The sequence below is a fragment of the Halomonas sp. 25-S5 genome, from assembly GCF_029889845.1.
In the GTDB taxonomy this organism is placed as follows: Bacteria; Pseudomonadota; Gammaproteobacteria; order Pseudomonadales; family Halomonadaceae; genus Halomonas.
On the sequence record NZ_JARANV010000002.1, the window covers coordinates 65590 to 90738 of the forward strand.

Genomic DNA, 25149 nt, shown 5'->3' on the forward strand with positions numbered 1-25149 from the left:
GCCGCAACGGAACATGCCGGCAGTCTATCGCGGCAGGGGTGGGGAGTTATTGATCCAGCGCAAGGGTCGGTTGTCAGTGCCATGAAGGTGCGAAAGGTAAGACGCCAGGGGCGGTGGCATGCCGCGCTGGGAACTCGCATCCTGGCCGTGAATCGTCTTGACTGGGAGCAGGCGACAAGGAGAGCCGAGATGGAGATCAAGATACGTCGACGCCTGCCCGGCGTGACCCTGGGGGCGATGCTGCTGGCGGCGGCGCTGGCGCTGTGGCTGCTGTGGCAGCCCGCCCTGATCAGCACGCTGCCGATGGGGCTACGCCTGCCGCTGATCGGGCTGGGCGTCTGGGCACTGGGCGCGGCCTTCATGGCACCGATGGGGCTGGAGGCGCGCCAATACTGGCTGCGGCGGATGACCACGCCCCCCTGGAGCCTGGTGGCGCTCGGTGCCTTCACCCTGGTGCTGCTGGTCCGGGCGGCCATGGCCTGATCCGTCGCGACGGGCAGCGCCGCTTTCGAGCAGAAGGCCAGCCAGAAACGAGAAAAGCCGCCCGAAGGCGGCTTTTCTGCGTGTGCGCCAGACAGTCGCGGACAGCGATGCCTGTCGCCCCGATAACGGCAAGGGCTCCCGCAGGAGCCCTTTCTTTACCTTCAGTGCGTTAGACGCGCTCTCGCGCTCTGTTAGCGAGTGATGTGCTGATACTCACCGGCGTCGGCAGTCACGCTGCTCACCACCAGGATGGCGATGAAGGAAGCGATGAAGCCAGGAATGATCTCGTACACGCCGGGTCCCCCCATGAACTCTCCGTTCCAGCCCAGTGAGATCCAGAGCATGACGGTGAGGGCACCCACCACCATGCCCGCGAGGGCGCCAGCCCCATTGGTGCGCGGCCACATCAGCGACAGGATAATGAGCGGGCCGAACGCCGCACCAAAGCCTGCCCAGGCGTTACTGACCAGCCCCAGAACCTTGGAGTTCGGATCGGATGCAATGATGGCGGCAACCAGACCCACCAGTACGACACAAGCCCGGCCGATGGCGACGACCTCCTTTTCCCCAGCCTTTTTACGCAGGAACAGGCGGTAGAAGTCCTCGGTCAGCGAGGAAGACGACACCAGGAGCTGGCTGGAAATGGTGCTCATGATCGCAGCGAGCAGTGCCGCATAGAGGAAGCCGGTAACCAGCGGATGGAACAGCAGGTCCGCCAGGATGATGAAGATCGTTTCCGGATCTTCGACATTCATGCCGTTGCGTACTGCATAGGCACGCCCGAAGATGCCAAGAGAGATCGCGCCGATCAAGGAGATGAGCATCCAGCTCATGCCGATGTTACGGGCAATCGGAACATCCTTCTGAGACCGGATGGCCATGAAGCGCACGATGATGTGCGGCTGCCCGAAGTACCCCAGACCCCAGGTCACCGCAGACAGCCAGCCGACAATGGTCAGTCCCTCCGTCCACGAGAGTAGCGTAGGATCGACCTCGTTCAGGGTTTGTGAGGCCTGGGAGAAACCCCCGCCACCTTCGCCAAAGAGCACCACCGCCGGCATGATCACCAGGGCCAGCATCATGATGCAGCCCTGCACGAAGTCCGTCATGCTCACGGCCAGGAAGCCGCCAACTACCGTATAGGCAAGCACCACGCCCAGTGTGATGACAACGCCCGACGCATAGTCACTCATGCCACCAATGTTGAGAACGCCGGCAAACGCACTTTCGAACAGCTTACCGCCTGCCACCAGGCCAGAGGCCGTGTAAACCGCGAAGAAGATCACGATGACGATAGCGGATACCGTTCTCAGCGGAATGGCCTGAGTCGGGAACCGGTTCCCGAGGAATTCCGGAATGGTTATCGCATCATTATAGTGAAGCGTCTGCTCGCGAAGGCGGGGTGCGACCAGCGTCCAGTTGAAGAACGCACCCACGAGCAGGCCGATACCGATCCAGGCAGACCCCAGCCCCGATACGAACATCGCCCCGGGGAGGCCCAGCAGCAACCAGCCACTCATGTCCGACGCGCCGGCCGACAGGGCCGCCACTTGTGGGCTGAGGGCTCGGCCACCCAGCATGTAATCCTCAGAGGTGGACGTGGACTTGCGCATGGCATAAAAGCCGATGGCGATCATGAGCGCAAAGTAAGCGAAGAGACTGATCCAAACGCCAGTAGCCATAAAAACTTCTCCCGTTTATTGGGCCGGATGTAGCTCCGACATCTTGTTGGTAGGCGTGCCGGCCAGAACACTGGTGGCGAGCACCACGATCGGGTCGGGCGCTAGCGTGAGGCCGTTATTGGCATTGTTTTCAATCATTAGGGGGTTCCTTCAGTTTCTTGTTGATGATGAGTGAGGTTCACTCGTCTCCCAGCGCAAGCAGTGACGCATTGCCACCCAGGGCGGCGGTATTAACGGTCACTGTCTTCTCGGTGGCGAAGCGCAGCAGGTAGTGCGGCCCGCCGGCCTTGGGTCCGGTGCCGGAGAGACCCTGGCCGCCGAATGGCTGAACGCCGACCACGGCACCGATGATATTGCGGTTGACGTAGACATTGCCAACACGAACCTTCCGGGCGATCTGCTCGGCGAAGGATTCGTTGCGACTGTGCACGCCGAAGGTCAGGCCATAGCCCCGCCCGTTGATGGCGTCGACCACCCGGTCGATCTCGCTGGCCTTGTAGCGCACGATGTGCAGCACGGGGCCGAACTGCTCGCGCTCCAGCGCCTCGATGCCATCGATCTCGAAGGCCGCCGGCGCAACGAAGGTGCCGTCGGCGGTCTGTGCCGGATCCAGCCGCGTTTCGGCCACCAGGCGACCCTCGCCCTTGAGTCTGTCGATATGGGCGGTGAGTCCCTGGCGGGCGTCTTCGTCGATCACCGGGCCCACGTCGGTGCCCAGGTCGCGCGGGTCGCCGACCTGCAGCTCGTCTATGGCCCCTCTCAGGATCTCGATGACCCGGTCGGCCACGTTCTCCTGGAGGTAGAGCACCCGCAAGGCCGAGCAACGCTGGCCGGCACTCTGGAAGGCCGAACGGACTGCGTCCACCACCACCTGCTCGGGCAGGGCGGTCGAATCGACGATCATGGCGTTCATGCCGCCGGTCTCGGCGATCAGCGTGGGCAGGGGGGCATTGTCGCGGGCGGCCAGGGCGCGGTTGATGATCTGGGCGGTGTCGGTGCCACCGGTGAACACGACCCCGGTGATGCGCGGGTCGCTGGTCAGCACGCTGCCCACGGTGGGACCGTCGCCCGGCAGCAGCTGTACCACGTCACGGGGCATGCCGGCCTCAAAGAGCAGTTCGATCACCCGATGGGCGATCAGCGAGGTCTGCTCGGCGGGCTTGGCGAGCACGGTGTTGCCGGCCACGGCGGCGGCGACCAGCTGGCCGCAGAAGATCGCCACCGGGAAGTTCCAGGGACTGATGGCGGCGAACACCCCCTTGCCGCCCATCATCAGGTCGTTGGACTCGCCGGTCGGCCCGGGCAGGCGGGTCGGTTCGGCGAAGAGCTCCTCGGCCTTCATGGCGTAGTAGCGGCAGAAGTCCACCGCCTCGCGCACCTCGTCGATGCCATCAGTGAGCAGCTTGCCGCCTTCCCGGGAGCAGAGCGTCATCAGCTCGGCCATGTGTTCTTCCATCAGGTCGCCGAGGCGCCGCACGATGGCGGCGCGTTCGGCCACGGGCGTGGCCTCCCAGCGCGGGAAGGCGGCCCAGGCGGCGTCCAGGGCCTTGCCGGCCTGCTCTCTGGTGGTCCACTGGATGGTGCCGACCTGGTGGCGGCGGTCGTAAGGGCAGGTCACCTCATGGGTATTGGCCGGGTCGGCCTTCACCTCGAAGGCCAGCAGGGGGGCGGCCTGCCAGGTCTTGTCCATGGTCGTCGCCATGGCGTCCATCAGCGGCTGGTACTGGCTGCGAATGTTGAGGTCGAACCCGCGGGAGTTGCGACGCTTGGGTCCATAGATGTCGGTCGGCAGCGGAATCTGCGGGTTCGCGTAGCTGCCGTATTGGCGCAGGGTATCCACCGGGTGCACGCAGAGCGACTCCACCGGCACCTTGGGATCCACCAGCTGGTGCACGAAGGAGGAGTTGGCGCCGTTCTCCAGCAGGCGGCGCACCAGGTAGGGCAGCAGCTCCTTGTGGGCCCCCACCGGCGCATAGATGCGGCAATAGGTGCCCTCGGGGGCGCGCTTGAGGGCGGCATCATAGAGCGCCTCGCCCATGCCATGCAGGCGCTGGAACTCGAAGGCGCGGGTGGCCTCGTTGGCCAGCTCGAGGATGGTGCTGATGGTATGGGCGTTGTGGGTGGCGAACTGCGGGAAGATGCGCCCGCGGGTCTCGTCGGAGAGCAGGAAGCGGGCGCAGACCAGGTAGGCGACGTCGGTGGAGGCCTTGCGGGTGAAGACCGGGTAGCCGTCGACGCCGAGCTGCTGGGACTCCTTGACCTCTGTGTCCCAGTAGGCCCCCTTGACCAGCCGCAGCGGGATCTCGTCGCCCTGGGACTCGGCCAGGCGATTGATGTAGTGCAGCACCGGCAGGGCGCGCTTGGCGTAGGCCTGCACCACCAGGCCGAAGTGGCCCCAGCCCTTGCAGGTCTCGCTCTCGTAGACGGCGCGGAACACCTCCAGGGAGATCTCCAGGCGGTCGACCTCCTCGGCGTCGATGGTCACCGCGACGTTACGCTCGCGGGCCAGGGCGGCGAGTTCACGCACGCTGTCGACCAGTTCACGCAGTACCTGCTCGCGGCGGCCGAACTCGTAGCGCGGGTGCAGGGCCGAGAGCTTGATGGAGACCGACGGCGAGGGGGTCTTCGAGGACAGCGTCTTGCTGGTCTTGCCGACCTGTTCGATGGCGCGGGCATAGTCCTCGAAATAGCGCTTGGCATCGGCGCGGGTGCGGGCGGCCTCGCCGAGCATGTCGTAAGAGTAGGTGTAGCCCTTGTCGAACAGCGGCTTCGAGCGCTTCAGCGCCTCGTCGATGTCACGGCCGAGCACGAACTGCCTGCCCATGATCTTCATGGCCTCGACCATGGCGCGGCGGATCACCGGCTCGCCCATGCGGTTGACCATCTTGTTGATGAAGCTCGACGGCTTGCCCTCGCGTGGCTTGTCCATGGTCACCACGCGCCCGGTCATCAGCAGGCCCCAGGTGGAGGCGTTGACCATCCAGGACTCGCTCTTGCCGATGTGGGCCTGCCAGTCGGCGGGGCCCAGCTTGTCCTCGATCAGGGCATCGGCGGTGGCCTTGTCGGGGATGCGCAGCATGGCCTCGGCCAGGCACATCAGCATCAGCCCCTCGTGGGTGTCCAGGCTGTACTGCTGGAGCAGTTCGTCGATGGTGTCGACGGCGGTCTCCATCTCGCGGACTTCGCGCACCAGCTCGGCGGCCTTGCCGGCGATGCGCCGGAAGTCTTCGTTGTCGGCATCGAGGACCTTGACCAGTTCGCCGACGAAGGCATTCTCGTCGACGATGTAGTGGTCACTGATGCGTACGAAGAGAGTGTCGAGCTCCTGGCGCCAGGTGCTGGCGTCGAGCATGTTGTTGGCGTTGAGCATCTAGGTCCCCTGGTTGTCACCCGTCGTCAGAGGGCAGGACCCGGCCGCTATGGCGAAGAGTTGCAGGCGGGCGCGGGGCATTCAATGAGGGTAGGGCGGTAGGCGCTGTCTTGCTTGCCGAAATCCCGGCCCGATTTCACGATTCCACGGTTTTTGGCCGCGGCAGGATTGAAGTTTCGACCTTCGTCTAGCGACATGGGGCGGGCGAAGCGAGCCGTTGGCCCTGGACGCGGCGCAACTGGCTGGGAGGGTGACCGAAGGCCTGGCGGCAGGCCCGCGACAGGGCGCTCTGGCTGGTGAAGCCGGTCAGGGCGGCGATCTCGGAGAGCGGCAGATGGCTCTGCTTCAGCATCTGCCTGGCGCAATCCAGTCGGCGGCGCATCACGTACTGCCAGGGGGAGAGGCCCGTGCGTTGGCGGAAGCGTTCGCTGAAGTGCGTCTCGCTCAGGCAGGCCACGGCGGCCAGGTCGGCCACGCGCAGTCGGCTGCCCAGGTGGTGGTCGATGAAGCGGTCGAGGGCAGCCAGGTCGAGGGCGCGACCCGGCGCCGGCGACTCGGCAGCCAGCCGGGCATGCAGGGAGCCCAGCAGGGTGCCGGCCAGACGCTCGTTGTGGATGGGGTCGATGGGCGCCTGGCGAGAGAGCAGGCTCAGTTCCTGGAGCAGGAAGTCCAGGTAGTGGCGCAGCGAGGTGTCGAGCGCAAAGAAGCGCGGGGCATCGAACAGCCGCACCAGTTCGTGGTGATGCCCGGTGACCGCGAAGGCATCGCTGGGCAGGTCGAGGATCAGCTGGCGGTTGTCGCCGGTCCCGGCATAGTGGTGCAGGTGGTTGGCCGGCACGATACATCCCGAGCCGGCCGCGATGGAGCCCCCGAGCCCCTCGATCTCGAACTCCGCCTCGCCGCGTAGGCCGATCACGATCTGATGGAAATCGTGGGCATGGTGGTGGATCGCGGTGTCGAGCGGGATCTGGCGGATGGCACTGGTCATGGATGGCCTCCGGCTGGGCATGTCAGGGGCATGACACCACAGTCTACCGGATGCTTCATCAACGCTGGGCTCAGTCCTGGCGGCGCTGCAGCGAGGTATGCGCCGCCAAGTGGTCGCGGAGTGCCGCGAGTTCCTCCTGGCCGATGGTGTCGAGCAGCGGCTTGCCGCGGGTCACACGGCCATGTCGCCCGTGTTCGTCCATCAAGCGCTGGGCGCGGCGACGGATCCCGTCCAAATAGTCGTTATGCCGGATCGGGTAGCCGATGATGGTGTTCCATTCGGTCTCGCCGACGCGACTCTCCAGGGCCTTGTCGAATAGCTCCAGCAGGTGCTCGGGCTCGGTGCGGTAGCGCGGAGTCCCGGAGAGCATCAGCAGGGCGATCATGCCGCCGAAGATGACCAGGCAGACGACGAGGACCAGCAGGAACAGGGCCATGGTTCGCGACTCCGGATGGCCGGGCCCGGTCGCTGCCGGGCCCGGTGGTGCGCGGGGTGTCAGGGCATCGGGATGTCGAGGATCTGGCGGGCCTGCTGCCAGGTGGCGACAGGTCGACCATGTTGCTCGCACATCTCGGCGACGCGTTGGACAAGGGCCGCATTGGAGGGTGCCAGGGTGTCCTTGTCAAGGCGCACGTTGTCTTCCACTCCCGTACGGGTATAACCAACGGCGGCGATCGACCCCTCGTTGAGGGTCTCCTGGTGGGCGCCTATCTCGGCGCCGCACCACCGGGAGTCAGGTGCCATGCTCGACACGCATCCTTTTTTGATGGTATTTGCTCGGCAGCGCGCTTGTGATGCTAACGGAAAAAAAATCAATAGCTTATGGCCATCGAGAATGGCATGGCGCAAGGCGAGGAAAGAAAGCGGTGCGGGTAGGGTGGGCCTGGAGCGGGTGAAGGGAATCGAACCCTCGTCTTAAGCTTGGGAAGCTTCTGCTCTACCATTGAGCTACACCCGCGAGGCGATTTCGATAGTAAAACCAATCGGTTAGCCTTTGCAAGCCGTTGCGGAAGTTTTTTGCTTCCTCCCCGCTAAGTCGCTGTTTTTCTCTGTCTTACCGATAGGTATAAGAGGTTGGTGCGCCCGGAGAGCGTCCCGTCACCGATATTTTATGACTGCCTGACGAACTTTTCTCCGTGGCGCTGTCTGAATGAGCGTAGGCAGCAACGCGATAGCAGTCGCTAACACTGTTGCCTCAGCTTGCACTTTCGATTTTGCCGCCCCATGCCTCATGGGGCGGCTTTTCTTTGTCGCCGCCCCTTTCCGTATCCCGGAAACGACGACACCCGGCGCCGGGCCGGGTGTCCAGGGAGAGGGGCAGGGCGGTTCAGGTGTGGCGCATGCGCAGCAGCGCGCTGAGCACGTCGCGGCGGGTGACGATGCCCACCAGTCGGCCTTGCTCGACCACCGGGTAGACCTTGGGCTTGGCGCCGAGCATCTCCTGGGCCAGGTCGGTGATGCTCTTGTTGGGCGGTACCGAGAGCACCTCGTTGCGCATCAGTTCCCGAACCAGCGGCGGCTCATCGTTGAGGTAGGAGCTTTCCAGCACCTTGCCCATCACGTCCTGTTCGGAGATGAAGCCGATCAGGTGGTCCCGCTCGTCGACCACGGGCACCCCGGGCAGGCGATGCAGCGCCAGGCCCTCGGCCAGGGTGGAGACCGAGGTCTTGCCGGTGACCCGGTAGCAATCGCGGGACATGATCTCGCGCACGATGGTAGGGGCCTTGTTGGGCATGGCGTGTCTCCTTGTGCCGGACAGTAATGGCCTGGGCTGCAGCCAGCGTTCGCGATGCCAGGCACGGGCCGCAGCCGTATCTCGTCTCCAGCATAGCCGACTCGCGGGAATCGCCGGTACGCGAGCCGCCAACGTTTCTCCACGCTGGCCAGGGCCTTGGGCCAGCGGTCGGGAACCCGGCCTCGGTTACCGGTTCCAATGTGTCACACTCTGGAGAACACGGGCCGGCCGTGGCGCCGGCATGCAACGATCAATGGAGCTGCCTCATGGATGCTCGGGAGTACATGGCCAGAAAGGGGCTGGACGGCGAGCGTGACCAGGAGCGCCCCAACACCCTGGAGGAGAAGGCCTGGTCGCGGGCACGGGAAGCCGGGGAACACCGCCCCCGTGCGGGGACACCCTTCGACTGGGAGGAGTGGGAGCGCTACCACGAGACCCTGGCCGAAGGCGCCGGCACCCTCGACCAGAAGATCGACCACGAGGCTCATCGCCGGGCGCTCGAACACGAGTCCCGGGAGGCCGTTCAGCACTTCACCCCGGCGGCGGGCGACCGGGCCCGGGTCGACCGGACACCGGCATCGTCTGAGCGGGACGAAGGGCAGGCGCCGGCCGCCGAGCCGCGGCTCGGCCTGCATGTCCTGGCGGTGCTGCTGCCGCCGCTGGCCGTCGGTCTCTCGCAAGGTGGCAAGGGGCGGGTGGCGGCCAGCCTGGCACTGACCCTGCTGGGCTGGCTGCCCGGGGTCGTGCATGCGCTGTGGTGGCTGCGCCGCGCCCCGCATTGATGGGGCGGATCACGCCGACGGGCTTTGTTCTGCGCCCACGCCGGGTATAATCGGTGTCAACTCACTAATCAGCAGGAGTTGACCTTGGGTCTTCTCGTCGGTGTCACCGCCCTCTGGGCGTTCTCGTTCTCGTTGATCGGCGTCTACCTGGCCGGCCAGGTGGACAGCTACTTCGCGGTCCTGATGCGGATCGGTTTGGCGACGCTGGTCTTCCTGCCGTTCCTGCGGCCCTCGCTGCTGCGCGGCCGCCAGCGGCTCGCGCTGATGGGGCTGGGGGCGGTGCAGTTGGGCGTGATGTATATCTTCTTCTATCAGTCCTTCCTGCTGCTCTCGGTGCCGGAGGTGCTGCTGTTCACCATCTTCACGCCGATCTACATTGCCCTGCTCGACGATGCCCTCTTCGGGCGCTTCACGCCCTTCTATCTGGTGACCGCATCGCTGGCGGTGCTGGGCGCGGCGATAATCCGCTACCAGGGTCTCGATAGCGGTTTCTGGACGGGCTTCCTGGTGGTCCAGGGGGCCAATCTCTGCTTCGCCCTGGGGCAGGTGGGCTATCGGCGCCTATCGGCGGGCCTGCCCGCCTCGCTGCCCCGTCACAGTGTGTTCGGATGGTTCTACCTCGGCGCGCTGGCGGTGGCCGTGCCTGCCTTCGCGCTGCTGGGCAATGCCGCGGCACTGCCGGCTTCCGGGGTCCAGTGGGGCGTGCTGCTGTGGCTGGGGCTGGTGGCCTCGGGCCTGGGCTACTTCCTGTGGAACCTGGGGGCCACCCGGGTCGATGCCGGAGCCCTGGCGATCATGAACAATGCCCTGATCCCCGCCGGCCTGCTGGTCAACCTGGTGATCTGGAACCGCGATGCCGACCTCGCGCGCCTGGGACTGGGGGGGGCCATCATCGTCGGCTCGCTGGCGCTCAACGAGTGGTGGCTGAAGCGCCGCAGCCTCAAGGCAGCCTGACCAACGCGTTTGCCCGCCTCGTGGCCAGTCGCCATACTGAGCGGCCGCGAAGCGAGAGGCCTGCGCATGCCAACCTTCAAGAACATCGGTCTGATCGGTCGCCTGGGCAGTGCCAATGTGGTCGACACCCTCAAGCGCCTGATCCGCTTCCTCGACGCCGGTGGCTATCATGTCATCATCGAGGACAGGACCGCCACGGTACTGCTTGACCATGGCCATCCCGAGGCCAGTCGACGCCTGCTCGGCGAGCTCTGCGACCTGGTGATCGTGGTCGGTGGCGACGGCAGCCTGCTCGGCGCCGCCCGTACCCTCTGCCACAGCGGCACCCTGGTGCTGGGCGTCAACCGCGGTCGCCTGGGCTTTCTCACCGACATCTCGCCCGACGAGATCGAGGCGCGTGTCGGCGAGGTGCTCGAGGGCCGCTATGAGCTCGAGGAGCGCTTCTTGCTGGATGCCGAGCTCTACCGGGGCGACGTCCAGGTCGGCAATGGCGATGCCCTCAACGAGGTCGTGCTGCATCCGGGGAAGGCGGTGCGCATGATAGAGTTCGAGCTGTTCATCGACGACCAGTTCGTCTACAGCCAGCGCAGCGACGGCCTGATCATCGCCACGCCCACCGGCTCCACGGCCTATGCGCTCTCCGGCGGCGGGCCGATCATGCATCCCAAGCTCGATGTCATCACCCTGGTCCCGATGTTCCCGCATACCCTGTCGAGCCGCCCCATCGCCATCGATGCCGCCAGCGAGATCCGCATCCATATCGGCGAGACCAACCAGACCTATCCGCATATCAGCTGCGATGGCCAGACCCGCGCGGTGGCCAAGCCCGATGATGTGCTGGTGATCCGGCGCAAGCCCCGGCGGGTGCAGCTGGTCCATCCGCTGGGCCACAACTTCTACGAGGTCCTGCGCAGCAAGCTGGGCTGGAGCAATCGCCTGGGGGACTGAGGTGAGGAGAGCGACGTGAGCATGCAAGGTGGCCTCGAAGGCTACGACCTGATCGGCGATGTCCACGGCTGCGGTGCGACCCTGGGCTCACTGCTCGAGCGGCTTGGCTACCATCGACGTGGCGGCGTCTATCGCCATCCGCGCCGCAAGGTGATCTTCCTCGGTGACCTGATCGACCGGGGGCCGCGCATCCGCCTGGCGGTCAGCATCGCCCGGCGGATGGTCGAGGAGGGGGAGGCCCACATCGTCATGGGCAACCACGAGGTCAATGCCCTGGCCTACTGCCATCGAGCCCCGGGCGGCCTGGGGCGCGAGTGGCTGCGCGAGCACACGCCGCGCCACAATCGCATCATCCAGGAGACCCTGGAGCAGTACCGCGACCATCCCGAGGAGTGGGAGGAGGCGCTCGCCTGGTTCCTGGACATTCCCCTGTGTCTCGAACTCGACGGCCTGCGGGTGGTGCATGCCTGCTGGGACCCGCCGCTGGTGGAGGCGCTGCGCCGCGAGCATCCCGACGGCCGCATCGATGAGGCGTTCCTGGCCGCCTCTGTCGTGCCGGGAACCCTGGAGTTCCGCATCCTCGACCGCCTGACGCGGGGCACCCACCTGCCCCTGCCGGAGGGCATGGAGATCCAGTCGGGCGACGGCTTCACCCGGCGCAGCTTCCGGGCCCACTTCTGGGCCCGGCAGCCGCAGACCTGGGGCGACGTCATCTTCCAGCCGGACAACCTGCCCGATGACCTGGAGCGTCGCGAGCTCTCCGCGGAGGAGCGTTTGCGACTGAGTTACTATGGGCCCGAGCAGCCGCCGCTGTTCATCGGCCACTACTGGTGCGAGGGTATCCCGGCCCTGCCTGCCGCCAACGTCGCCTGCCTGGACTACAGCGCGGTCAAGTTCGGTCGCCTGGTGGCCTACCGCTGGAGCGGTGAGCCGACCCTCGATGCCAATCACTTCGTGTGGGTCCGCGTGCCTCGCGAGGAAGAGGCCCGGCCGCAGCCCTGGGAGATCGATTTCGATTGATACAATTCATTACAAGAAAGTCATGTCATCGGGCTGAACTCTCGCCCACCCACGCCATCAGAGTAGGTGTTCCCTTGAATGATCCCTTGCTCTTGTCCGGCGGCCCCCTCCGCCGGACTTTTTCTTTGTGTGGCCTGCACGCGCCGTCACGCCGGGCTCGTCACCTGCTGGAGAGGCCATGTACCGGGTAATCCTGCTGCCCCACGATGTCGACACCCGTGAGCTGCGGCGTGCCCTGTGGGCCCATCGCATCGGCCACCGCGTCACCGAGGAGAGCGAGGGGCAGGTGCTGTGGCTGGTCGACCCCGAGCAGCACGAGGCGATGCTCAGGCTGCTAGAGCACTGGCGGCAGGGCGAGCCGCTGATGCCCGAACAAACGCCGGCCGCGAGGCGCTCGCCCGGCGAGCTGCTCGGCCCCTTTCGCCAGGTGCCGGTGACGTCCCTCGCGCTGGTGCTGTGCCTGATGGTCTTCGCCGCCATGGGGGTACTCGGCGACCGCGTGGTCGCGGCGCTGACCGTCGTGCCGGTGGTCGTGGCCAATGGCGGCCTGGCCTTCGGCAACCTCGGTGAGGCGCTCGCCTCGGGCCAGGTATGGCGGCTGCTGTCACCGGCCTTCCTGCACTTCGGCTGGATGCACCTGATCTTCAACATGCTGTGGCTCTGGTACTTCGGTCGCCAGGTGGAGGCGCTGCAGGGCAGCAGGCGGATGTTGACGCTGTTGCTCGTCGCCGGCATCGGCGCCAACCTGGCCCAGTACGCCGCGGGGACCGTGCTGTTCGGCGGCATGTCCGGCGTCGATTTCGCGCTGCTGGCCTATGTCTGGCTGATGTCGCGCCGCGCGCCGCGCAGCGGCTTCTTCGTGCCCCAGATGCTGGTGGTCTTCATGCTCGGCTGGCTGGTCTTCGCAATGACTGACATGGCCGCCATGGTCGGGTTCGGCAACGTGGCCAACGAGGCGCACCTGGGCGGGCTGGTCGTGGGCCTGGCGCTGGGCTGGTATCATTCCGGCCGCGCCCGCCGTCAATCCTGAGAGACCCCGTCATGAGCGAGATGTCCTTCGATCGCATGATCCAGCAGATGACCCCCTCCATCTACGAGAGCCTCAAGCGGGCCGTATCGCTGCGCAAGTGGCCGGATGGCCGGATGCTGACGGCCGAGCAGACCGAGCTGTGCCTCGAGGCGGTGATGCGCTATGAGGCGGAGAACCAGGTGCCCGAGGAACAGCGGGTCGGCTACCTTCAGCGACGCACCTGCGGCAGCGCCAGCAGCGGGGTTGACGTGCCCCCCGAACGGGCCGGCCTGGCCCGGGATGCCAGCCGTGACTGAGCCGATCGATACTGCCACGGTGGTTCAGGGTTGCCTGAACAAGATGGCTGTCGAACCAGGGACTCCGGCCCGCTACATGCTGCGCGCCGGCGAGGCGAGAATCGACCTCAATGCCTGTCTCGGCAAGCCCTTGCGGCTGGAATGGACCGGGGCCATCGCCTGCACGCACTGTGGCCGGGCCACCCGGAAGAGCTTCGCCCAGGGCCACTGCTACCCGTGTTTCAAGCGGCTCGCCCAATGCGACACCTGCATCATGAAGCCGGAGCTCTGCCATTTCTTCGAGGGCACCTGTCGCGAGCCCGATTGGGGCGAGCGTCACTGCTTCCAGCCCCATGTGGTCTATCTGGCCAACGCCTCGGGCCTCAAGGTGGGCATCACCCGCTCAAGCCAGATGCCGACCCGCTGGCTCGATCAGGGCGCCGTGCAGGCGCTGCCGATTCTCGAGGTGGACACCCGCCAGCAGTCGGGGTTCGTGGAGGTGCTGTTCAAGGAGGAAGTCTCCGACCGCACCAACTGGCGGGCCATGCTCAAGGGCGACACCCTGGCCCTTGACCTGGTGGCCGAGCGGGACCGCCTGCTGGCGCGCCTGGAGGCTGGCCTGGCCAACCTGCGCGAACGCTTCGGGGCCGACGCCATCCGCCTCCTCGACGAGGCGCCGCTGAGCTTCGACTATCCGGTGCTGGCGTTTCCCGCCAAGGTGGTCTCCCACAATCTCGACAAGAATCCTGTGGTGGCCGGCATCCTGCTGGGCATCAAGGGCCAGTACCTGATTCTCGACAGTGGCGTGATCAACCTGCGCAAGTTCACCGGCTACGAGGTCAAGGTCGCCGCCTGATCCCTGCGCTATGCTTCTGGTACCCCAGGCATTTTTCTGCAGGAGAGCAACCGATGAGCGAGTCCATGCGTGCCATGTGCCTGCATGCCCCGGGCAGGCCACTCGAACTGGAGCGGGTCGCGCGCCCCGTGCCCGGGCCCGGTGAGGTCGAGGTGCGCGTGCTGGCCTGCGGGGTCTGCCGGACCGACCTTCATGTCCTCGATGGCGATCTCACCGAGCCCCGCCTGCCGCTGATCCCGGGCCACGAGATCGTCGGTGAGGTGACGGCGCTGGGGGAGGGCGTCCAGGCGCCGGCCCCGGGAACGCGGGTCGGGGTGCCCTGGCTGGGCTGGACCTGCGGCGAGTGCGAGCCCTGCCGGGCCGGTCGCGAGAACCTCTGCGAGCGGGCCGAGTTCACCGGCTACACCCGCGATGGTGGTTACGCGGAGTACTGCGTGGCCGATGCCCGCTACTGCTTTCCCCTGGATGTCGAGGATGCCCAGGCCGCCGCCCCGCTGCTGTGTGCCGGCCTGATCGGCTATCGCACCTGGCGGCTGGCCGGTGGCGAGGCGAACCGCCGGCTCGGCATCTATGGCTTCGGTGCCGCGGCACACATCCTCGCCCAGCTCGCCGTCGCCCGGGGGCAAGCGGTCTATGCCTTCACGCGCCCCGGGGACACCCAGGCCCAGGCGTTTGCCCGTCGCCTGGGTGCCGTCTGGGCCGGCGGCAGCGACGAGGCCCCGCCCGAGCGCCTGGACGCCGCCCTGCTCTTCGCTCCGGTGGGTGAGCTTATCCCCACGGCACTGGCCGCGGTGCGTCCCGGCGGGGCGGTGGTCTCCGGGGGCATCCACATGTCCGATATTCCTTCCTTTCCCTACCGCCTGCTCTGGGAAGAGCGCTCGGTGAAGTCGGTGGCCAACCTGACTCGCCGCGATGGCGAGGAGTTTCTGACGCTCGCGCCCGAGGTGCCCATCAACACCGAGACCCAGGCCTACCCGCTGGAACAGGCCAACCAGGCACTGGAGGATCTGCGCGAGGGGCGCCTCTCCGGGGCCGCGGTGCTGATTCCCTGAACCGTTCCCTGACCCGGTGGCCCACGCCGAGTCTGTTCTCGAGGTGTCAATCGAACAGATCTCCCTGGGCATGGGGCGGTCGGAAGGCCGAGGTATCCAGTCTCTGGGCCGCCTCGGCCGCCGGGTCATTGAGGCCGAAGCGGCGGCAGGCCTTGCGGAAGCGTTGCTCCAGCAGCTCCGCGAACACCCCCTCGCCGCGCATGCGCTTGCCGAAACGCGAGTCGTAGTCCGCGCCGCCGCGGTACTGGCGGATGAGGCTCATCACCTTGCTGGCCCGTTCGGGGTAATGCGTCTCAAGCCACGACTCGAACAGCGGGGCGACCTCCCGGGGCAGGCGCAGCAGCATCCAGCCGGCGGTGGTGGCTCCGGCGTCCGCGGCGGCCTCGAGCAGGCGTTCGAGCTCGTGGTCGGTCAGCCCCGGAATCACCGGCGAGACCAGGGCACCCACCGGAATGCCGGCGTCGGCCAGGGTGCGGATCACTCTGAGCCTCGTGGACGGGGAGGCGGCCCGCGGCTCCAGGGTTCGCTTCAGCTCGGTATCGAGGCTGGTGAGGCTGACCATCACCCGCACCAGGCGCTGTCTGGCCAGGGCCCGCAGCAGGTCGAGGTCGCGCAGGATCAGCCCGCCCTTGGTCACCAGGGTCACCGGATGGCGGCACTCGAGCAGCAGCGACAGGATGGCGTGGGTGGTGGTGTAGCGGGCTTCCAGGGGCTGGTAGGCATCGGTGTTGCCGGCAAGATTGATGGAGCGGCACTGGTGGCCGGGCCTGCACAGCTCTTCTCGCAGTCGCTCGACCAGCCCGGTACGGGCGATCAGCCGGGTCTCGAAGTCCAGACCCGGCGAAAGATCCCAGTAGGCATGGCTCGGCCTGGCGAAGCAGTAGATGCAGCCATGCTCGCAGCCACGATAGGGGTTGATCGAGCGGTCGAAGGGCAGGTCGGGGGAGCTGTTCCAGGACAGCGCGCTGCGAGTGCGTTCCTCGCGCACCTCGGTGGCCAGGCTCGTCGGCGACTCCTCCTGCCACCAGCCGTCGTCGACCGGCTCGCTGGTGGTCGGGGCGAAGCGGTTGTGGGGGTCGAAGGTGGCGCCGCGGCCCTTGCGCGCCACCCCGTCGCAGTTCGGCTGATGGACCATCGGGGGTGCCTGTTTGCTGTATTTATAAACAGTATATGTGCACAGTGATGGCCTGTCAGCTCATCGGCAAATCGGCTGCGCCAGGTCAACCTGGCGCATGATGCGCGTTGACGCTTCATCGGAGGGTTGCTAGCTTACGCGCACTCTCAGGTGCTGGTGGATGCTTCTGCCAGTGAAACGGGAAGTCGGTGATCTCATTCCGACGCTGCCCCCGCAACGGTGATCGAGGAAAGAACGGCCATCACGCCACTGTGTTGCTGCACGGGAAGGCGGTCGTTCGGGACGTCGGGCCTGCTTCATGCCCGGCACTCACTCGTCAGCCCGGAGACCGGCCCGAGAGTTCATGCCGAGTTGCGGTGGGCAACCTCGAGGCAGGGCCGGCGCCACTTTTCCGTTTGTCCTTCTTCCTCGACCCCTTGCCGCCTCGGCGCTCAATACGCCATCACGCCGTGCGGGTGAGTACGGTGAGCAAGGGACACACCATGAAAACCAGACACCACGCCGTCCAGGGCCTGGCCGCCGTTGGCCTCGCCGCACTTCCGCTGGCCGTCCACGCCCAGACCGATAACACCGACCAGACCCTCGATCTCAATCCCATGGTGATCACCGCGGCGCTGGCGCCGCGTACCGCCGACCAGAGCCTCTCCTCCGTTACCGTGATCGACGAGGCCACCCTGCGCCGCCAGGATCCCGCCAGCATCACCGATGTGCTGCGTGGCCAGCCCGGGGTGGATGTCAGCACCAGCGGGAGCTTCGGCAAGCAGAGCAGCGTCTTCATCCGCGGGACGGGCAGCAATGCCAATGTGCTGCTGATCGACGGGATCCGTCTTCGCTCGGCGACCACGGGGGCGGCCTCCTGGGAGTTCCTGGATCCGCGCATGTTCGAGCGTGCCGAGATCGTGCGCGGGCCGCGTGGCAGCCTCTACGGTGCCGATGCGGTGGGGGGCGTGGTCCAGTTGTTTACCCCGGAAGGGGAAGAGGGCGAGCCCATGCCGAGTATTTCGGTGGGCGGCGGCTCCTTCGAGACCCAGCGATACAGTGCCAGCCTCTCCGGCGCCGAGGACGGCACCCGCTACCACTTCGCCGCGAGCCGTTTCGATACCGAGGGCGCACCGGTGCGCCGCGATGGGGACGACAAGGGGTATGACAATACCAGTGGCCTGGTGAGGCTTTCCCATACCTTCGAGAGTGGAGGGGAGGTCGGCATGCTAGCGCTGCGCTCTAAGGGGAGTACGGAGTTCGATAGCTTCGGTGCTCCGGCAGAAGATGATTTTGTACAGCAGGTGGCGGGAATCTATGGTGAACTTCCGGTCACCGATATTTGGCGCAGCCGCCTGACGCTAAGCGAGTCACGGGACGAGCGCGATACGGTGGCGCCAACTTATACAGCCTTGTATGAGACTCAAACTCGAACTGCACGCTGGGAAAATACCTTGTACGTGGGAGTCCATGAACTTGTTGCAGGAATCGAACATAGTGAAGACAGTGTCAGCAGCAGTGCAGACTATGACGAGGATAGTCGAGACAACACGTCGGTCTTCGCTCAAGGCTTGCTGGACTTTACACCGCTATCCCTTCAGGCCAGCCTTCGTCATGACGACAACGAGGCCTATGGCGAGGAAATCACCGGTAGCCTGGCGCTCGGTTACGATTTGGACGACTCCCACACGCTGAGAGCGAGTTACGGGACGGCATTTAGAGCACCCACCTTTAATGATCTGTATTTCCCCGGTTTCGCGAATCCAGATCTGGAAGCGGAAACATCCGAAACTTTTGAATTGGGGATCCATGGCCAGTATGACGCCTGGTTCTGGGATCTTGCCGCCTACCAGACCGATATCGAGAATCTGATAGACAATGTGGATACAACGGGAGATGGCTGGGTCGACACTCCCGAAAACATAGCTGAGGCACGTATCCGAGGTGCAGAACTGTCCGCCGGTACCGAGATCGATGACTGGACCCTTCAGGCGGCACTGACCTATACCGACCCGGAAAACCGGAGTGGTGAGAATGCCGGCAACCGACTTGCCCGCCGTGCCACCCAGAGCCTGCGCTTCGATGTCGACCGAGAGCTGGGGGACTGGTCGCTGGGCGGCTCCTGGATCGCCCAGAACCATCGCTACAACGATTCCGACAACGAGCAACGCCTAGCCGGCTTCGGCATCGTCAACCTGCGCGCCGGCTGGGAGTTTGCGCCGATGTGGTCTGCCCGTCTGACAGTCGATAACGCCCTGGACAAGGAGTATGAGACCGCGAAGGACTTCATCAATGCCGGCCGGGCGGCCTTTGTCAGCGTTCACTTTGGCCAGTAGGACCTCGTCAGTGCCCCGCCGTCTGTTCGGCTGGCCTGGGCTCTGGTTCGCGCTGCTGTGCGGCCTGGCCGGGCAGGCGTTTGCCGATGAGGTCTGCGCCATCGATGATACCGACCGCGAGGTCTGTCTGGCGGCGCCGGCCGAGCGGATCGCCGCGTTGTCCCCCGGCGCCACCGAGCTGCTTTTCGCCGCCGGGGCGGGGGAGCGGGTGGTGGCGGTGGTGGATCACAGCGACTATCCGCCCGAGGCCAGCGAGCTGCCCACGGTGGGCAGTCATGCCCGCCTGGACCTGGAGCGGTTGGTGGTCCTGCAGCCGGACCTGGTGATCGGCTGGGTCACCGGCAATCCCGCCGAACAGGTGGAGCGCCTCGAGCGGCTGGGGGTGCCGGTGTTCCGCATCGAGCCTCGGGACTTCGAAGGCATCGCCTCGGCCCTCGAGCGGCTGGCGCGTCTGGCCGGCAGCGAGGCGCAGGGACGCCTGGCCGCCGAGCGTTTTCGCCAGGGGCTCGCTGAGCTGGCGGCGCGCCATGCAGCCGCGCCTCCGGTGCCTGTGTTCTACCAGGTGTGGGACGCGCCGTTGATGACCGTCAACGACGACCATCTGATCGGCAAGGCGATCACGCTGTGTGGCGGCGTGAACATCTTCGGCGGCTTGTCGCGACTGGTGCCGCGCATCGACGATGAGGCCCTGCTGGCGGCCGATCCCGAGGTGATCCTCGCCGGTGGGCGGGGGGAGGAGAACCGCAGCTGGCTGGAATACTGGCAGCGCTTTCCCGAGCTGACGGCGGTGGCCCGTGACAACCTCTTCTTCGTGCCCCCGTCACTGCTCCAGCGCCCCACGCCGCGCCTGCTCGAGGGCAGCCGGCGGCTCTGTGACAGGCTGGAGGTGGCCCGTGGGCGGCGCTAACCCGAGCCAAGGCCAAAGTGCCAGGGCCCACGGGCACCTCACGCCGGGCCAGCTGGCGTTGCCCCTGGGCGTGCTGGCCGCGCTCGCCCTGGCCGCCCTGGTGCTCGCCGTTGCCCTGGGCAGCGCCGATGTATCCCTGGGGGAGAGCCTCGCCGTGCTGGCGGGCGGTGGCGAGGTCCTGTCACGCACCCTGATCCTTGAGCTGCGCCTGCCGCGGGCCCTGGCCGCCTTTGCCACCGGCGGCCTGCTGGCAGTGGCCGGTGCCCTGATGCAGGTGTTGCTGCGCAACCCGCTGGCGGACCCCTATGTGCTGGGGCTTTCCGGCGGCGCAGCGGTGGGCGCCCTGCTGGCGATGCTGGCGGGGCTGGGCAGTGCCCTGATCTCGGGATCGGCCTTTGCCGGCGCCCTGACGGCGACCCTGCTGGTGTTCGGCCTCGCCCATGGGACCGGCAGCTGGACCCCCTCGCGGCTGCTGCTCACCGGGGTGGTCGTCGCGTCCGGCTGGGGGGCTTTGATCACTCTGATCCTGTCGCTCAGCCCGGCCCGGCAGCTGCCGGGCATGCTCTACTGGCTGATGGGCGACCTCGCCCATGCGCGGGGCCCCGGCGCCGCGCTGGGCCTGCTGGCCCTCGTCTGCCTGCTGGTGGTGCCCCTCGGGCGAAGCCTCAACGTGCTGGCCCGGGGCGGGCTGCAGGCCGCGGCCCTGGGCGTGGCGGTCCGGCGCCTGGAGTGGCTGATCTACCTGCTGGCGAGCCTGGTCACCGCCGTGGCGGTGACGACGGCGGGGAGCATCGGCTTCGTGGGGCTGGTGGTGCCGCACATGCTGCGCCTGGTGCTGGGCAACGACCAGCGGCTGATCCTTCCCGCCTGTGCCCTGGCCGGCGGCACCCTGCTGGTGCTGGCCGATACCCTGGCGCGGACGGTGATCGCCCCCGAGCAGCTTCCGGTGGGGGTGATCACCGCCCTGCTCGGGGTGCCGACCTTCCTCTACCTGCTGCATCGGAGCCGCTGATGAGTCGCCTGGAGACCCGCGGGTTGGTCATCGATATCCCGGGCCGCGACGGGGGAGATCCCCTGGACCTTGCCGTGCTGCCGGGCCAGGTGTGGGGGGTGCTCGGCCCCAATGGCGCGGGCAAGACCACCCTGCTGCATACCCTGGCCGGACTGCGCTCGCCGCGGGTCGGCCGGGTGGAGGTGGATGGCGTGCCCTTGACGCGCCTGCGCCGCCGCCGACGGGCCCAGTGCCTGGGGCTGGTCTTCCAGGAGCATCACGACGGCTTCCCCGCTACGGTGGAGGAGAGCGCCCTGATCGGCCGCCATCCCTGGCTTTCCCCGTGGCGGATGGAAACCGCCGAGGACCTGGCACTGGCCCAGCGTGCCCTGGCGCGGCTCGACCTGGCCGCGCTGGGCGGTCGCCAGGTGGCCACGCTCTCGGGTGGTGAACGCCAGCGGCTGGCGATCGCCACCCTGCTGGCCCAGGATCCGGGCGTCTGGCTCGCCGACGAGCCCACCAATCATCTGGACCTTCACCACCAGGTGGCGGTGATGCGGCTGCTGGCCGAGCAGGCGGCCGGCGGCCGCGCCGTGATGATGTGCCTGCATGACCTCAACCTGGCCGCTCGCTGGTGCGATCACCTGCTGTTGCTCTATCCGAACGGTGAGGCCTGCTGGGGCCCGGCGGAGAGCATGCTGGTCCCCGCGGCCCTCGAACGGCTCTATGGCCAGCGCCTGGCCAGTGCCGAGGTGGAGGGCTCGAGGGTGTTCGTCGCCGTTCCCTGAAGCCTGGTGCCGGGCCAGCTCAGGCGGGCAGGTGGCCGGCGAAGCGCGCCGGGTCGTCGCTGATCACCGCCTCGACGCCCCATTGCCAGCGCGGGGCGAAGGCGGTGGGATCGTTGGCCGTGTAGCAGAGCAGCCGGTAGCCCGCCGCGACGACCTCGCGAACGCGTGCCGGCTTGAGGCGCTTCCAGTCGGCATGCACGCTGTAGGCCTGCACCGGTTCGCAACGCCGCCGCCAGTCGCGGGAGATGCCCTCGAAGAGCACGCCCAGCGCAAGCGTCTCGGGCCCGGCCAGCGCGCGTGCAAGGGCCAGGGCGGTGTCGTTGAAGGAGGAGACCAGGCACCGCGCCGGTGGCAGTGCCTCCATCACCGCGGGCAGGGCGGTTTCCACCAGAGCCCGGGGGTCCCGGCCGCGATTCACCTTGAGCTCCAGGTTCACCCCCATCTCGAGCTCGTCGAGCAGGATGAGCATCTCCTCGAGGGTGGCCATGCGCTCGCCCAGGAAGTCATCGCCGAACCAGCTGCCCGCGTCGAGCCGGCGGGCCGCGGCCAGGTTCAGGTTGGCCAGTCGGCCGCGGCCATCGGAGCAGCGCCGGATGTTGGCGTCGTGCCAGATCACCGGTGTCCCGTCGCCGAGCAGCTGCACGTCCAGCTCCACCCAGGAGACGCCCGCGGCGTGGGCGGCGCGCACGGCGGAAAGCGTGTTCTCCGGAGCGTGGGCGGAGAGGCCGCGATGGGCGATCAGGCGGGGCAGGGGGATGTCGGGATAGGGCATGCACAGTCGTCCTGGTCAGCGAGGCGCCGTCCACTGGCGGCGAGGAAGCGGCCTACAGCGTATCGCCATCCGCCATGGACTGGATATGGTAGGCTGCGCGATTTCGACGCCGGTGATGGTGCCGGACCCGACGATGCGAGGACAGTGAGATGAGAGTCGTGCATATCAACAATCCCCGGCAGCGCGAGGCCTGCCTCGCTCGCCTGTGTGCCGAGGCCTATGGCCAGGAGGCGGGTCTCCGGCCGCTGGCGACCTTCGCCGGCACCTTGGGGGTGCTGGTCAAACAGGAGGCGGCCAGGGTGCTGGCGCTGGTGGATGACCAGTCGCATCCCGTGGCGCTGGCCCTGCTCGTGCTCGATGAGCTCGGCAGCAGCATGACCGTGATGCTGCTGGCCGAGCTTGACCAGGACCCGCAACAGGAGGGCGTGGTGCGGCCGGCCGAGCGCCTGGTCGCTGAGCTGGCGCTCAAGGCCCCCCTGCGGGTCGATGCCGTGGACGCCGAGCAGGTGGCTCGCTTTCGCGACGCCGGGATCACGCGCTGGCTGGACGGCAAGGCCGGGGTGCGGATCGGGCTGGGCCCCAAGCATCCGGCCACGTCTGTCGAGGACCTGCCTCGGGCCTTGACCTTCGACGAGGAGGCGGTAATCCAGTCCTTCAAGCGCGACCGCCCGCAGTTCGATGACTACAAGGCGCGCTTCATCCGCGGCCTGGAAACCTTTCCCGCCACGCTCTGACCGCGGCGCGACTTGACCCTGGGCAGCCACGGCGCTTGACTGGTGGGCCCATCCCGCAGGCAGCACAAGGAAAGCACTCCCATGGCCAAGCGCATCCAGTTCGCCCGTACCGGCGGGCCCGAGGTCCTTGAACTCGTCGACGTCGCCCCGGCCGAGCCGGCGCCCGGTGAGGTCCGCGTCAGGAACCAGGCCGTCGGCCTCAACTTCATCGACATCTACTTCCGCACCGGCCTCTATCCGGCGCCGTCGCTGCCCTCCGGCCTGGGCACCGAAGGGGCCGGCGTGGTCGATGCAGTGGGCGAGGGCGTCACCCATCTCAAGGCGGGGGACCGGGTCGCCTATGCCCAGGGGCCGCTGGGCGCCTATGCCGAGCAGCATGTGCTACCGGCGGAGAAGGTGGTCGCGCTGCCCGCCGCCATCGACATCGAGACCGCCGCCGCCAGCATGCTCAAGGGGCTGACCGTGCAGTACTTGCTGCGCCAGACCCACGAGCTCAAGGGCGGCGAGACGATCCTCTGGCACGCCGCTGCCGGGGGCGTGGGCTCCATTGCCTGCCAGTGGGCGAAGGCGCTGGGCGTGAAGCTGATCGGCACCGTGAGCTCGCCGGAGAAAGCAGCACTGGCCGAGCGTAACGGTGCCTGGGCGACCATCGACTATTCGCGCGAAGACGTCGTCGAACGGGTGCGCGAGCTGACTGGCGGCGCCATGTGCGACGTGGTCTATGACTCGGTGGGAAAGGACACCTGGGAGACCTCGCTGGACTGCCTGAAGAAGCGCGGGCTGATGGTCAGCTTCGGCAACGCCTCGGGCGCCGTGGAGGGGGTCAACATCGGCATCCTCAACCAGAAGGGGTCGCTGTTCGTCACCCGGCCGAGCCTCAACGGCTATGCCGACACCCGCGAGCGGCTGGAGTGGATGGCCGGCGAGCTCTTCGAGATGCTGGAGAGCGGCAAGGTGAGGGTCGATATCGCCCAGCGCTACCCGCTGGCGGAGGCCGGAAAGGCCCAGGAGGCCCTCCAGGGGCGCCAGACCACCGGGTCCACCATCCTGCTGCCCTGAAGGCCTGCGGGCAGCGCCAAGCTGCAAGCGCCGAGCGCCCAGCTGCTCAGTGACGGGCGGCAGGTGTTGAGGTAGACAACGAGAACCCCCGCCGGATGTCGAGTCCGGCGGGGGTTCTTCGTTGACGCCGCTAGCGTAGAGGCATCAACTTGCGGCGCTCGGCGCTCGGCGCTCGGCGCTCGGCGCTCGGCGCTCGGCGCTCGGCGCTCGGCGCTCGGCGCTCAGCCGTTCTCTACATAGGCCCCCATCTCCCGCATCCGCGACTCGAAGCGTGCCACGTTGTCGACCAGGTCGTCGGGACCGAAGGCCACACACTCGGCCAGCAGCACCTCGATCAGGGTGATCGCCGAGAGGATCGAGGGGAAGAAGTGCGGCGTGGCATTGGCCACCGGGAAGGTGATGCTGGCGCCGGGGACCAGCGGCGAGCGCAGGGTGTCGGTGACCACGATGGCATTCACGCCGTTGGCGCGGGTGATCTCCAGGGCGCGCATGGTCTCGGCACAGTATGGCTCGAAGCCGAAGGCGATCACCACGTCCCCCTCGCCGAAGGGGGCCAGCTCGGTGAGCAGGCCGCCCTCCTGCCCGCGGATGAGGTGGATGTCGGGCATGGCGATGCGCCCCACGTAGGCGAAGTGGTAGGCGCAGGCGAAGGTGTCGCGAAAGCCGACCACCGCCACCTTGCCGGCGCCCAGCAGTAGCCGGGCCGCCTCGCGGACCTTCTTCTGGTTGTCGGCGGTGAACAGCCGGCCGATGTTGTCGAAGGCCGCGTCTCCCACGTCCAGGAACACCTGATCGTCGGTCTGGCTGGCCAGGCTGCGCAGCTGGCTGGCCCGCCCCGAGAGTTCCACCGGGCCGGCCTGTACCGCCGACTGGAACACCTCGCGAAACTGCTCATAGCTCTCGAACTCGAGCCGCTTGGCCAGTCGCATCAGCGTCGAGGGGGTGACCTCGGCGGCGGCAGCCGACTTGCGGATCGACTGGAAGGCGATCTCCACCGGGTGTTCCAGCACGTAGCCGGCGGCCAGCTTGAGCTGCGGGCTCAGTTCCGGATAGGCCTCGGCCAACTGCTGGTTGACGGCATCCAGTCCCGCCGGGGCCTCCAGCGCAGCATCCGGGCTCGGGGTCTGCGGTTCCAGCACGCGGTTCTCCTCAGCTGTTCATGTTGATGGCATCCGCCCATCGCGCAAGCGCGCATTGTACCGCAAGCGGACCGGTATGAATGAAACGACTGTGTCTCATGACAAAAATAATGGCACATATGTGTTGACGCCTG

25 protein-coding genes, 1 tRNA gene and 1 riboswitch are annotated in these 25149 nt (G+C 67.0%); of the genes, 15 read left to right on the forward strand and 11 right to left on the reverse strand.

Annotation, left to right across the window (positions count from 1 at the left end):
• Nucleotides 1-189 precede the first annotated feature (189 nt).
• Nucleotides 190-483 carry a hypothetical protein gene (locus OP498_RS02290; RefSeq protein WP_280551958.1) on the forward strand — a complete coding sequence of 98 codons (294 nt, stop codon included), beginning with the start codon at nucleotides 190-192 and terminating at the stop codon, nucleotides 481-483.
• Nucleotides 484-674: 191 nt separating this feature from the next.
• Here OP498_RS02290 and putP read toward each other — a convergent pair whose 3' ends face one another.
• The 8 genes from putP to OP498_RS02330 all read right to left on the reverse strand — a co-directional run bounded on the left by putP (nucleotide 675) and on the right by OP498_RS02330 (nucleotide 8258).
• Nucleotides 675-2165: a sodium/proline symporter PutP gene (putP, locus tag OP498_RS02295; protein WP_280551960.1), complete on the reverse strand. Its 1491-nt coding sequence runs from the start codon at nucleotides 2163-2165 to the stop codon at nucleotides 675-677.
• Nucleotides 2166-2180: 15 nt separating this feature from the next.
• Nucleotides 2181-2303 (reverse strand): hypothetical protein, encoded by a 123-nt coding sequence (locus tag OP498_RS02300; RefSeq protein WP_280546528.1) that lies wholly within the window; start codon nucleotides 2301-2303, stop codon nucleotides 2181-2183.
• A 40-nt stretch (nucleotides 2304-2343) separates the two neighbouring features.
• A complete protein-coding gene (gene putA, locus OP498_RS02305; RefSeq protein ID WP_280551962.1) occupies nucleotides 2344-5535 on the reverse strand; it encodes a bifunctional proline dehydrogenase/L-glutamate gamma-semialdehyde dehydrogenase PutA in 3192 nt (1063 codons plus the stop codon).
• Between the two features lie 187 nt (nucleotides 5536-5722).
• Nucleotides 5723-6523 (reverse strand): AraC family transcriptional regulator, encoded by an 801-nt coding sequence (locus tag OP498_RS02310; protein WP_280551964.1) that lies wholly within the window; start codon nucleotides 6521-6523, stop codon nucleotides 5723-5725.
• A gap of 70 nt (nucleotides 6524-6593) precedes the next feature.
• Nucleotides 6594-6959 carry a hypothetical protein gene (locus OP498_RS02315; protein WP_280551967.1) on the reverse strand — a complete coding sequence of 122 codons (366 nt, stop codon included), beginning with the start codon at nucleotides 6957-6959 and terminating at the stop codon, nucleotides 6594-6596.
• A gap of 59 nt (nucleotides 6960-7018) precedes the next feature.
• Complete coding sequence (locus tag OP498_RS02320) at nucleotides 7019-7267, reverse strand: 3-keto-5-aminohexanoate cleavage protein (RefSeq protein ID WP_280551969.1); 249 nt, start codon at nucleotides 7265-7267, stop codon at nucleotides 7019-7021.
• 140 nt (nucleotides 7268-7407) lie between these two features.
• Nucleotides 7408-7481 (reverse strand) — tRNA-Gly (locus OP498_RS02325).
• A gap of 369 nt (nucleotides 7482-7850) precedes the next feature.
• On the reverse strand, nucleotides 7851-8258 hold the full coding sequence (locus tag OP498_RS02330; protein WP_280546534.1) for a CBS domain-containing protein: 408 nt from the start codon (nucleotides 8256-8258) through the stop codon (nucleotides 7851-7853).
• Nucleotides 8259-8524: 266 nt separating this feature from the next.
• Between OP498_RS02330 and OP498_RS02335 the strand changes: the two genes are divergently transcribed.
• The 8 genes from OP498_RS02335 to OP498_RS02370 all read left to right on the forward strand — a co-directional run bounded on the left by OP498_RS02335 (nucleotide 8525) and on the right by OP498_RS02370 (nucleotide 15175).
• Complete coding sequence (locus tag OP498_RS02335; RefSeq protein WP_280551971.1) at nucleotides 8525-9040, forward strand: YqaE/Pmp3 family membrane protein; 516 nt, start codon at nucleotides 8525-8527, stop codon at nucleotides 9038-9040.
• An 84-nt stretch (nucleotides 9041-9124) separates the two neighbouring features.
• The gene (locus tag OP498_RS02340; protein ID WP_280551973.1) at nucleotides 9125-9994 is read left to right on the forward strand and encodes a DMT family transporter; all 870 of its coding nucleotides are present in this window, start codon (nucleotides 9125-9127) and stop codon (nucleotides 9992-9994) included.
• Between the two features lie 66 nt (nucleotides 9995-10060).
• A complete protein-coding gene (locus OP498_RS02345; RefSeq protein WP_280546548.1) occupies nucleotides 10061-10942 on the forward strand; it encodes an NAD(+) kinase in 882 nt (293 codons plus the stop codon).
• Nucleotides 10943-10963: 21 nt separating this feature from the next.
• Nucleotides 10964-11962: a metallophosphoesterase gene (locus tag OP498_RS02350; RefSeq protein WP_280552458.1), complete on the forward strand. Its 999-nt coding sequence runs from the start codon at nucleotides 10964-10966 to the stop codon at nucleotides 11960-11962.
• Nucleotides 11963-12140: 178 nt separating this feature from the next.
• Nucleotides 12141-12992: a rhomboid family intramembrane serine protease gene (locus OP498_RS02355; RefSeq protein WP_280546549.1), complete on the forward strand. Its 852-nt coding sequence runs from the start codon at nucleotides 12141-12143 to the stop codon at nucleotides 12990-12992.
• Nucleotides 12993-13003: 11 nt separating this feature from the next.
• The gene (locus tag OP498_RS02360) at nucleotides 13004-13288 is read left to right on the forward strand and encodes a DUF1315 family protein (protein ID WP_280546550.1); all 285 of its coding nucleotides are present in this window, start codon (nucleotides 13004-13006) and stop codon (nucleotides 13286-13288) included.
• Nucleotides 13272-14123, forward strand: coding sequence for a DUF2797 domain-containing protein (locus OP498_RS02365; protein WP_280546551.1), 852 nt, complete (start codon nucleotides 13272-13274; stop codon nucleotides 14121-14123). The genes OP498_RS02360 and OP498_RS02365 overlap by 17 nt, the downstream gene beginning before the upstream one ends.
• Before the next feature lie 53 nt (nucleotides 14124-14176).
• Nucleotides 14177-15175 (forward strand): zinc-dependent alcohol dehydrogenase family protein, encoded by a 999-nt coding sequence (locus OP498_RS02370; protein ID WP_280546552.1) that lies wholly within the window; start codon nucleotides 14177-14179, stop codon nucleotides 15173-15175.
• Between the two features lie 46 nt (nucleotides 15176-15221).
• On the opposite strand, the gene OP498_RS02375 is transcribed toward OP498_RS02370, so the two are convergent.
• Complete coding sequence (locus tag OP498_RS02375) at nucleotides 15222-16310, reverse strand: PA0069 family radical SAM protein (protein ID WP_280551975.1); 1089 nt, start codon at nucleotides 16308-16310, stop codon at nucleotides 15222-15224.
• A gap of 131 nt (nucleotides 16311-16441) precedes the next feature.
• Nucleotides 16442-16662, forward strand: a riboswitch (cobalamin riboswitch).
• Between the two features lie 130 nt (nucleotides 16663-16792).
• Between OP498_RS02375 and OP498_RS02380 the strand changes: the two genes are divergently transcribed.
• Genes OP498_RS02380 through OP498_RS02395 form a run of 4 tightly spaced genes read left to right on the forward strand, consistent with a single transcriptional unit; the run spans nucleotide 16793 to nucleotide 21311 of the window.
• A complete protein-coding gene (locus OP498_RS02380; protein ID WP_280551977.1) occupies nucleotides 16793-18625 on the forward strand; it encodes a TonB-dependent receptor in 1833 nt (610 codons plus the stop codon).
• 52 nt (nucleotides 18626-18677) lie between these two features.
• Entirely contained in the window at nucleotides 18678-19532 is an 855-nt protein-coding gene (locus OP498_RS02385) for a cobalamin-binding protein (protein WP_280552460.1), read from the forward strand.
• Nucleotides 19533-19584: 52 nt separating this feature from the next.
• Nucleotides 19585-20544: an iron ABC transporter permease gene (locus OP498_RS02390; protein ID WP_280552462.1), complete on the forward strand. Its 960-nt coding sequence runs from the start codon at nucleotides 19585-19587 to the stop codon at nucleotides 20542-20544.
• Complete coding sequence (locus OP498_RS02395; RefSeq protein ID WP_280546556.1) at nucleotides 20544-21311, forward strand: ABC transporter ATP-binding protein; 768 nt, start codon at nucleotides 20544-20546, stop codon at nucleotides 21309-21311. Before OP498_RS02390 ends, OP498_RS02395 begins: the two co-directional genes overlap by 1 nt.
• Nucleotides 21312-21330: 19 nt before the next feature.
• Here the strand turns inward: OP498_RS02395 and OP498_RS02400 are convergent, their stop codons facing one another.
• Nucleotides 21331-22083, reverse strand: a complete 753-nt coding sequence (locus tag OP498_RS02400; RefSeq protein ID WP_280551979.1) for a glycerophosphodiester phosphodiesterase family protein — start codon at nucleotides 22081-22083, stop codon at nucleotides 21331-21333.
• 149 nt (nucleotides 22084-22232) lie between these two features.
• On the opposite strand from OP498_RS02400, the gene OP498_RS02405 reads away from it, so the two are divergent.
• Together OP498_RS02405 and OP498_RS02410 are read left to right on the forward strand one after the other, a co-directional pair.
• Entirely contained in the window at nucleotides 22233-22817 is a 585-nt protein-coding gene (locus OP498_RS02405) for a hypothetical protein (protein WP_280546559.1), read from the forward strand.
• An 81-nt stretch (nucleotides 22818-22898) separates the two neighbouring features.
• Nucleotides 22899-23876 carry an NADPH:quinone reductase gene (locus OP498_RS02410; RefSeq protein WP_280546560.1) on the forward strand — a complete coding sequence of 326 codons (978 nt, stop codon included), beginning with the start codon at nucleotides 22899-22901 and terminating at the stop codon, nucleotides 23874-23876.
• A gap of 221 nt (nucleotides 23877-24097) precedes the next feature.
• Here OP498_RS02410 and OP498_RS02415 read toward each other — a convergent pair whose 3' ends face one another.
• Nucleotides 24098-25015: a MurR/RpiR family transcriptional regulator gene (locus tag OP498_RS02415; RefSeq protein ID WP_280551981.1), complete on the reverse strand. Its 918-nt coding sequence runs from the start codon at nucleotides 25013-25015 to the stop codon at nucleotides 24098-24100.
• Nucleotides 25016-25149 lie beyond the last annotated feature (134 nt).

Bases quoted from the DNA above. Each gene is read 5' to 3' on its own strand.
- OP498_RS02290 (WP_280551958.1), top strand. From the start codon at position 190: ATGGAGATCAAGATACGTCGACGCCTGCCCGGCGTGACCCTGGGGGCG.
- putP (WP_280551960.1), bottom strand. From the start codon at position 2,165: ATGGCTACTGGCGTTTGGATCAGTCTCTTCGCTTACTTTGCGCTCATG.
- OP498_RS02300 (WP_280546528.1), bottom strand. From the start codon at position 2,303: ATGATTGAAAACAATGCCAATAACGGCCTCACGCTAGCGCCCGACCCG.
- putA (WP_280551962.1), bottom strand. From the start codon at position 5,535: ATGCTCAACGCCAACAACATGCTCGACGCCAGCACCTGGCGCCAGGAG.
- OP498_RS02310 (WP_280551964.1), bottom strand. From the start codon at position 6,523: ATGACCAGTGCCATCCGCCAGATCCCGCTCGACACCGCGATCCACCAC.
- OP498_RS02315 (WP_280551967.1), bottom strand. From the start codon at position 6,959: ATGGCCCTGTTCCTGCTGGTCCTCGTCGTCTGCCTGGTCATCTTCGGC.
- OP498_RS02320 (WP_280551969.1), bottom strand. From the start codon at position 7,267: ATGGCACCTGACTCCCGGTGGTGCGGCGCCGAGATAGGCGCCCACCAG.
- OP498_RS02330 (WP_280546534.1), bottom strand. From the start codon at position 8,258: ATGCCCAACAAGGCCCCTACCATCGTGCGCGAGATCATGTCCCGCGAT.
- OP498_RS02335 (WP_280551971.1), top strand. From the start codon at position 8,525: ATGGATGCTCGGGAGTACATGGCCAGAAAGGGGCTGGACGGCGAGCGT.
- OP498_RS02345 (WP_280546548.1), top strand. From the start codon at position 10,061: ATGCCAACCTTCAAGAACATCGGTCTGATCGGTCGCCTGGGCAGTGCC.
- OP498_RS02350 (WP_280552458.1), top strand. From the start codon at position 10,964: ATGCAAGGTGGCCTCGAAGGCTACGACCTGATCGGCGATGTCCACGGC.
- OP498_RS02355 (WP_280546549.1), top strand. From the start codon at position 12,141: ATGTACCGGGTAATCCTGCTGCCCCACGATGTCGACACCCGTGAGCTG.
- OP498_RS02360 (WP_280546550.1), top strand. From the start codon at position 13,004: ATGAGCGAGATGTCCTTCGATCGCATGATCCAGCAGATGACCCCCTCC.
- OP498_RS02365 (WP_280546551.1), top strand. From the start codon at position 13,272: ATGCCAGCCGTGACTGAGCCGATCGATACTGCCACGGTGGTTCAGGGT.
- OP498_RS02370 (WP_280546552.1), top strand. From the start codon at position 14,177: ATGAGCGAGTCCATGCGTGCCATGTGCCTGCATGCCCCGGGCAGGCCA.
- OP498_RS02375 (WP_280551975.1), bottom strand. From the start codon at position 16,310: ATGGTCCATCAGCCGAACTGCGACGGGGTGGCGCGCAAGGGCCGCGGC.
- OP498_RS02380 (WP_280551977.1), top strand. From the start codon at position 16,793: ATGAAAACCAGACACCACGCCGTCCAGGGCCTGGCCGCCGTTGGCCTC.
- OP498_RS02395 (WP_280546556.1), top strand. From the start codon at position 20,544: ATGAGTCGCCTGGAGACCCGCGGGTTGGTCATCGATATCCCGGGCCGC.
- OP498_RS02400 (WP_280551979.1), bottom strand. From the start codon at position 22,083: ATGCCCTATCCCGACATCCCCCTGCCCCGCCTGATCGCCCATCGCGGC.
- OP498_RS02405 (WP_280546559.1), top strand. From the start codon at position 22,233: ATGAGAGTCGTGCATATCAACAATCCCCGGCAGCGCGAGGCCTGCCTC.
- OP498_RS02410 (WP_280546560.1), top strand. From the start codon at position 22,899: ATGGCCAAGCGCATCCAGTTCGCCCGTACCGGCGGGCCCGAGGTCCTT.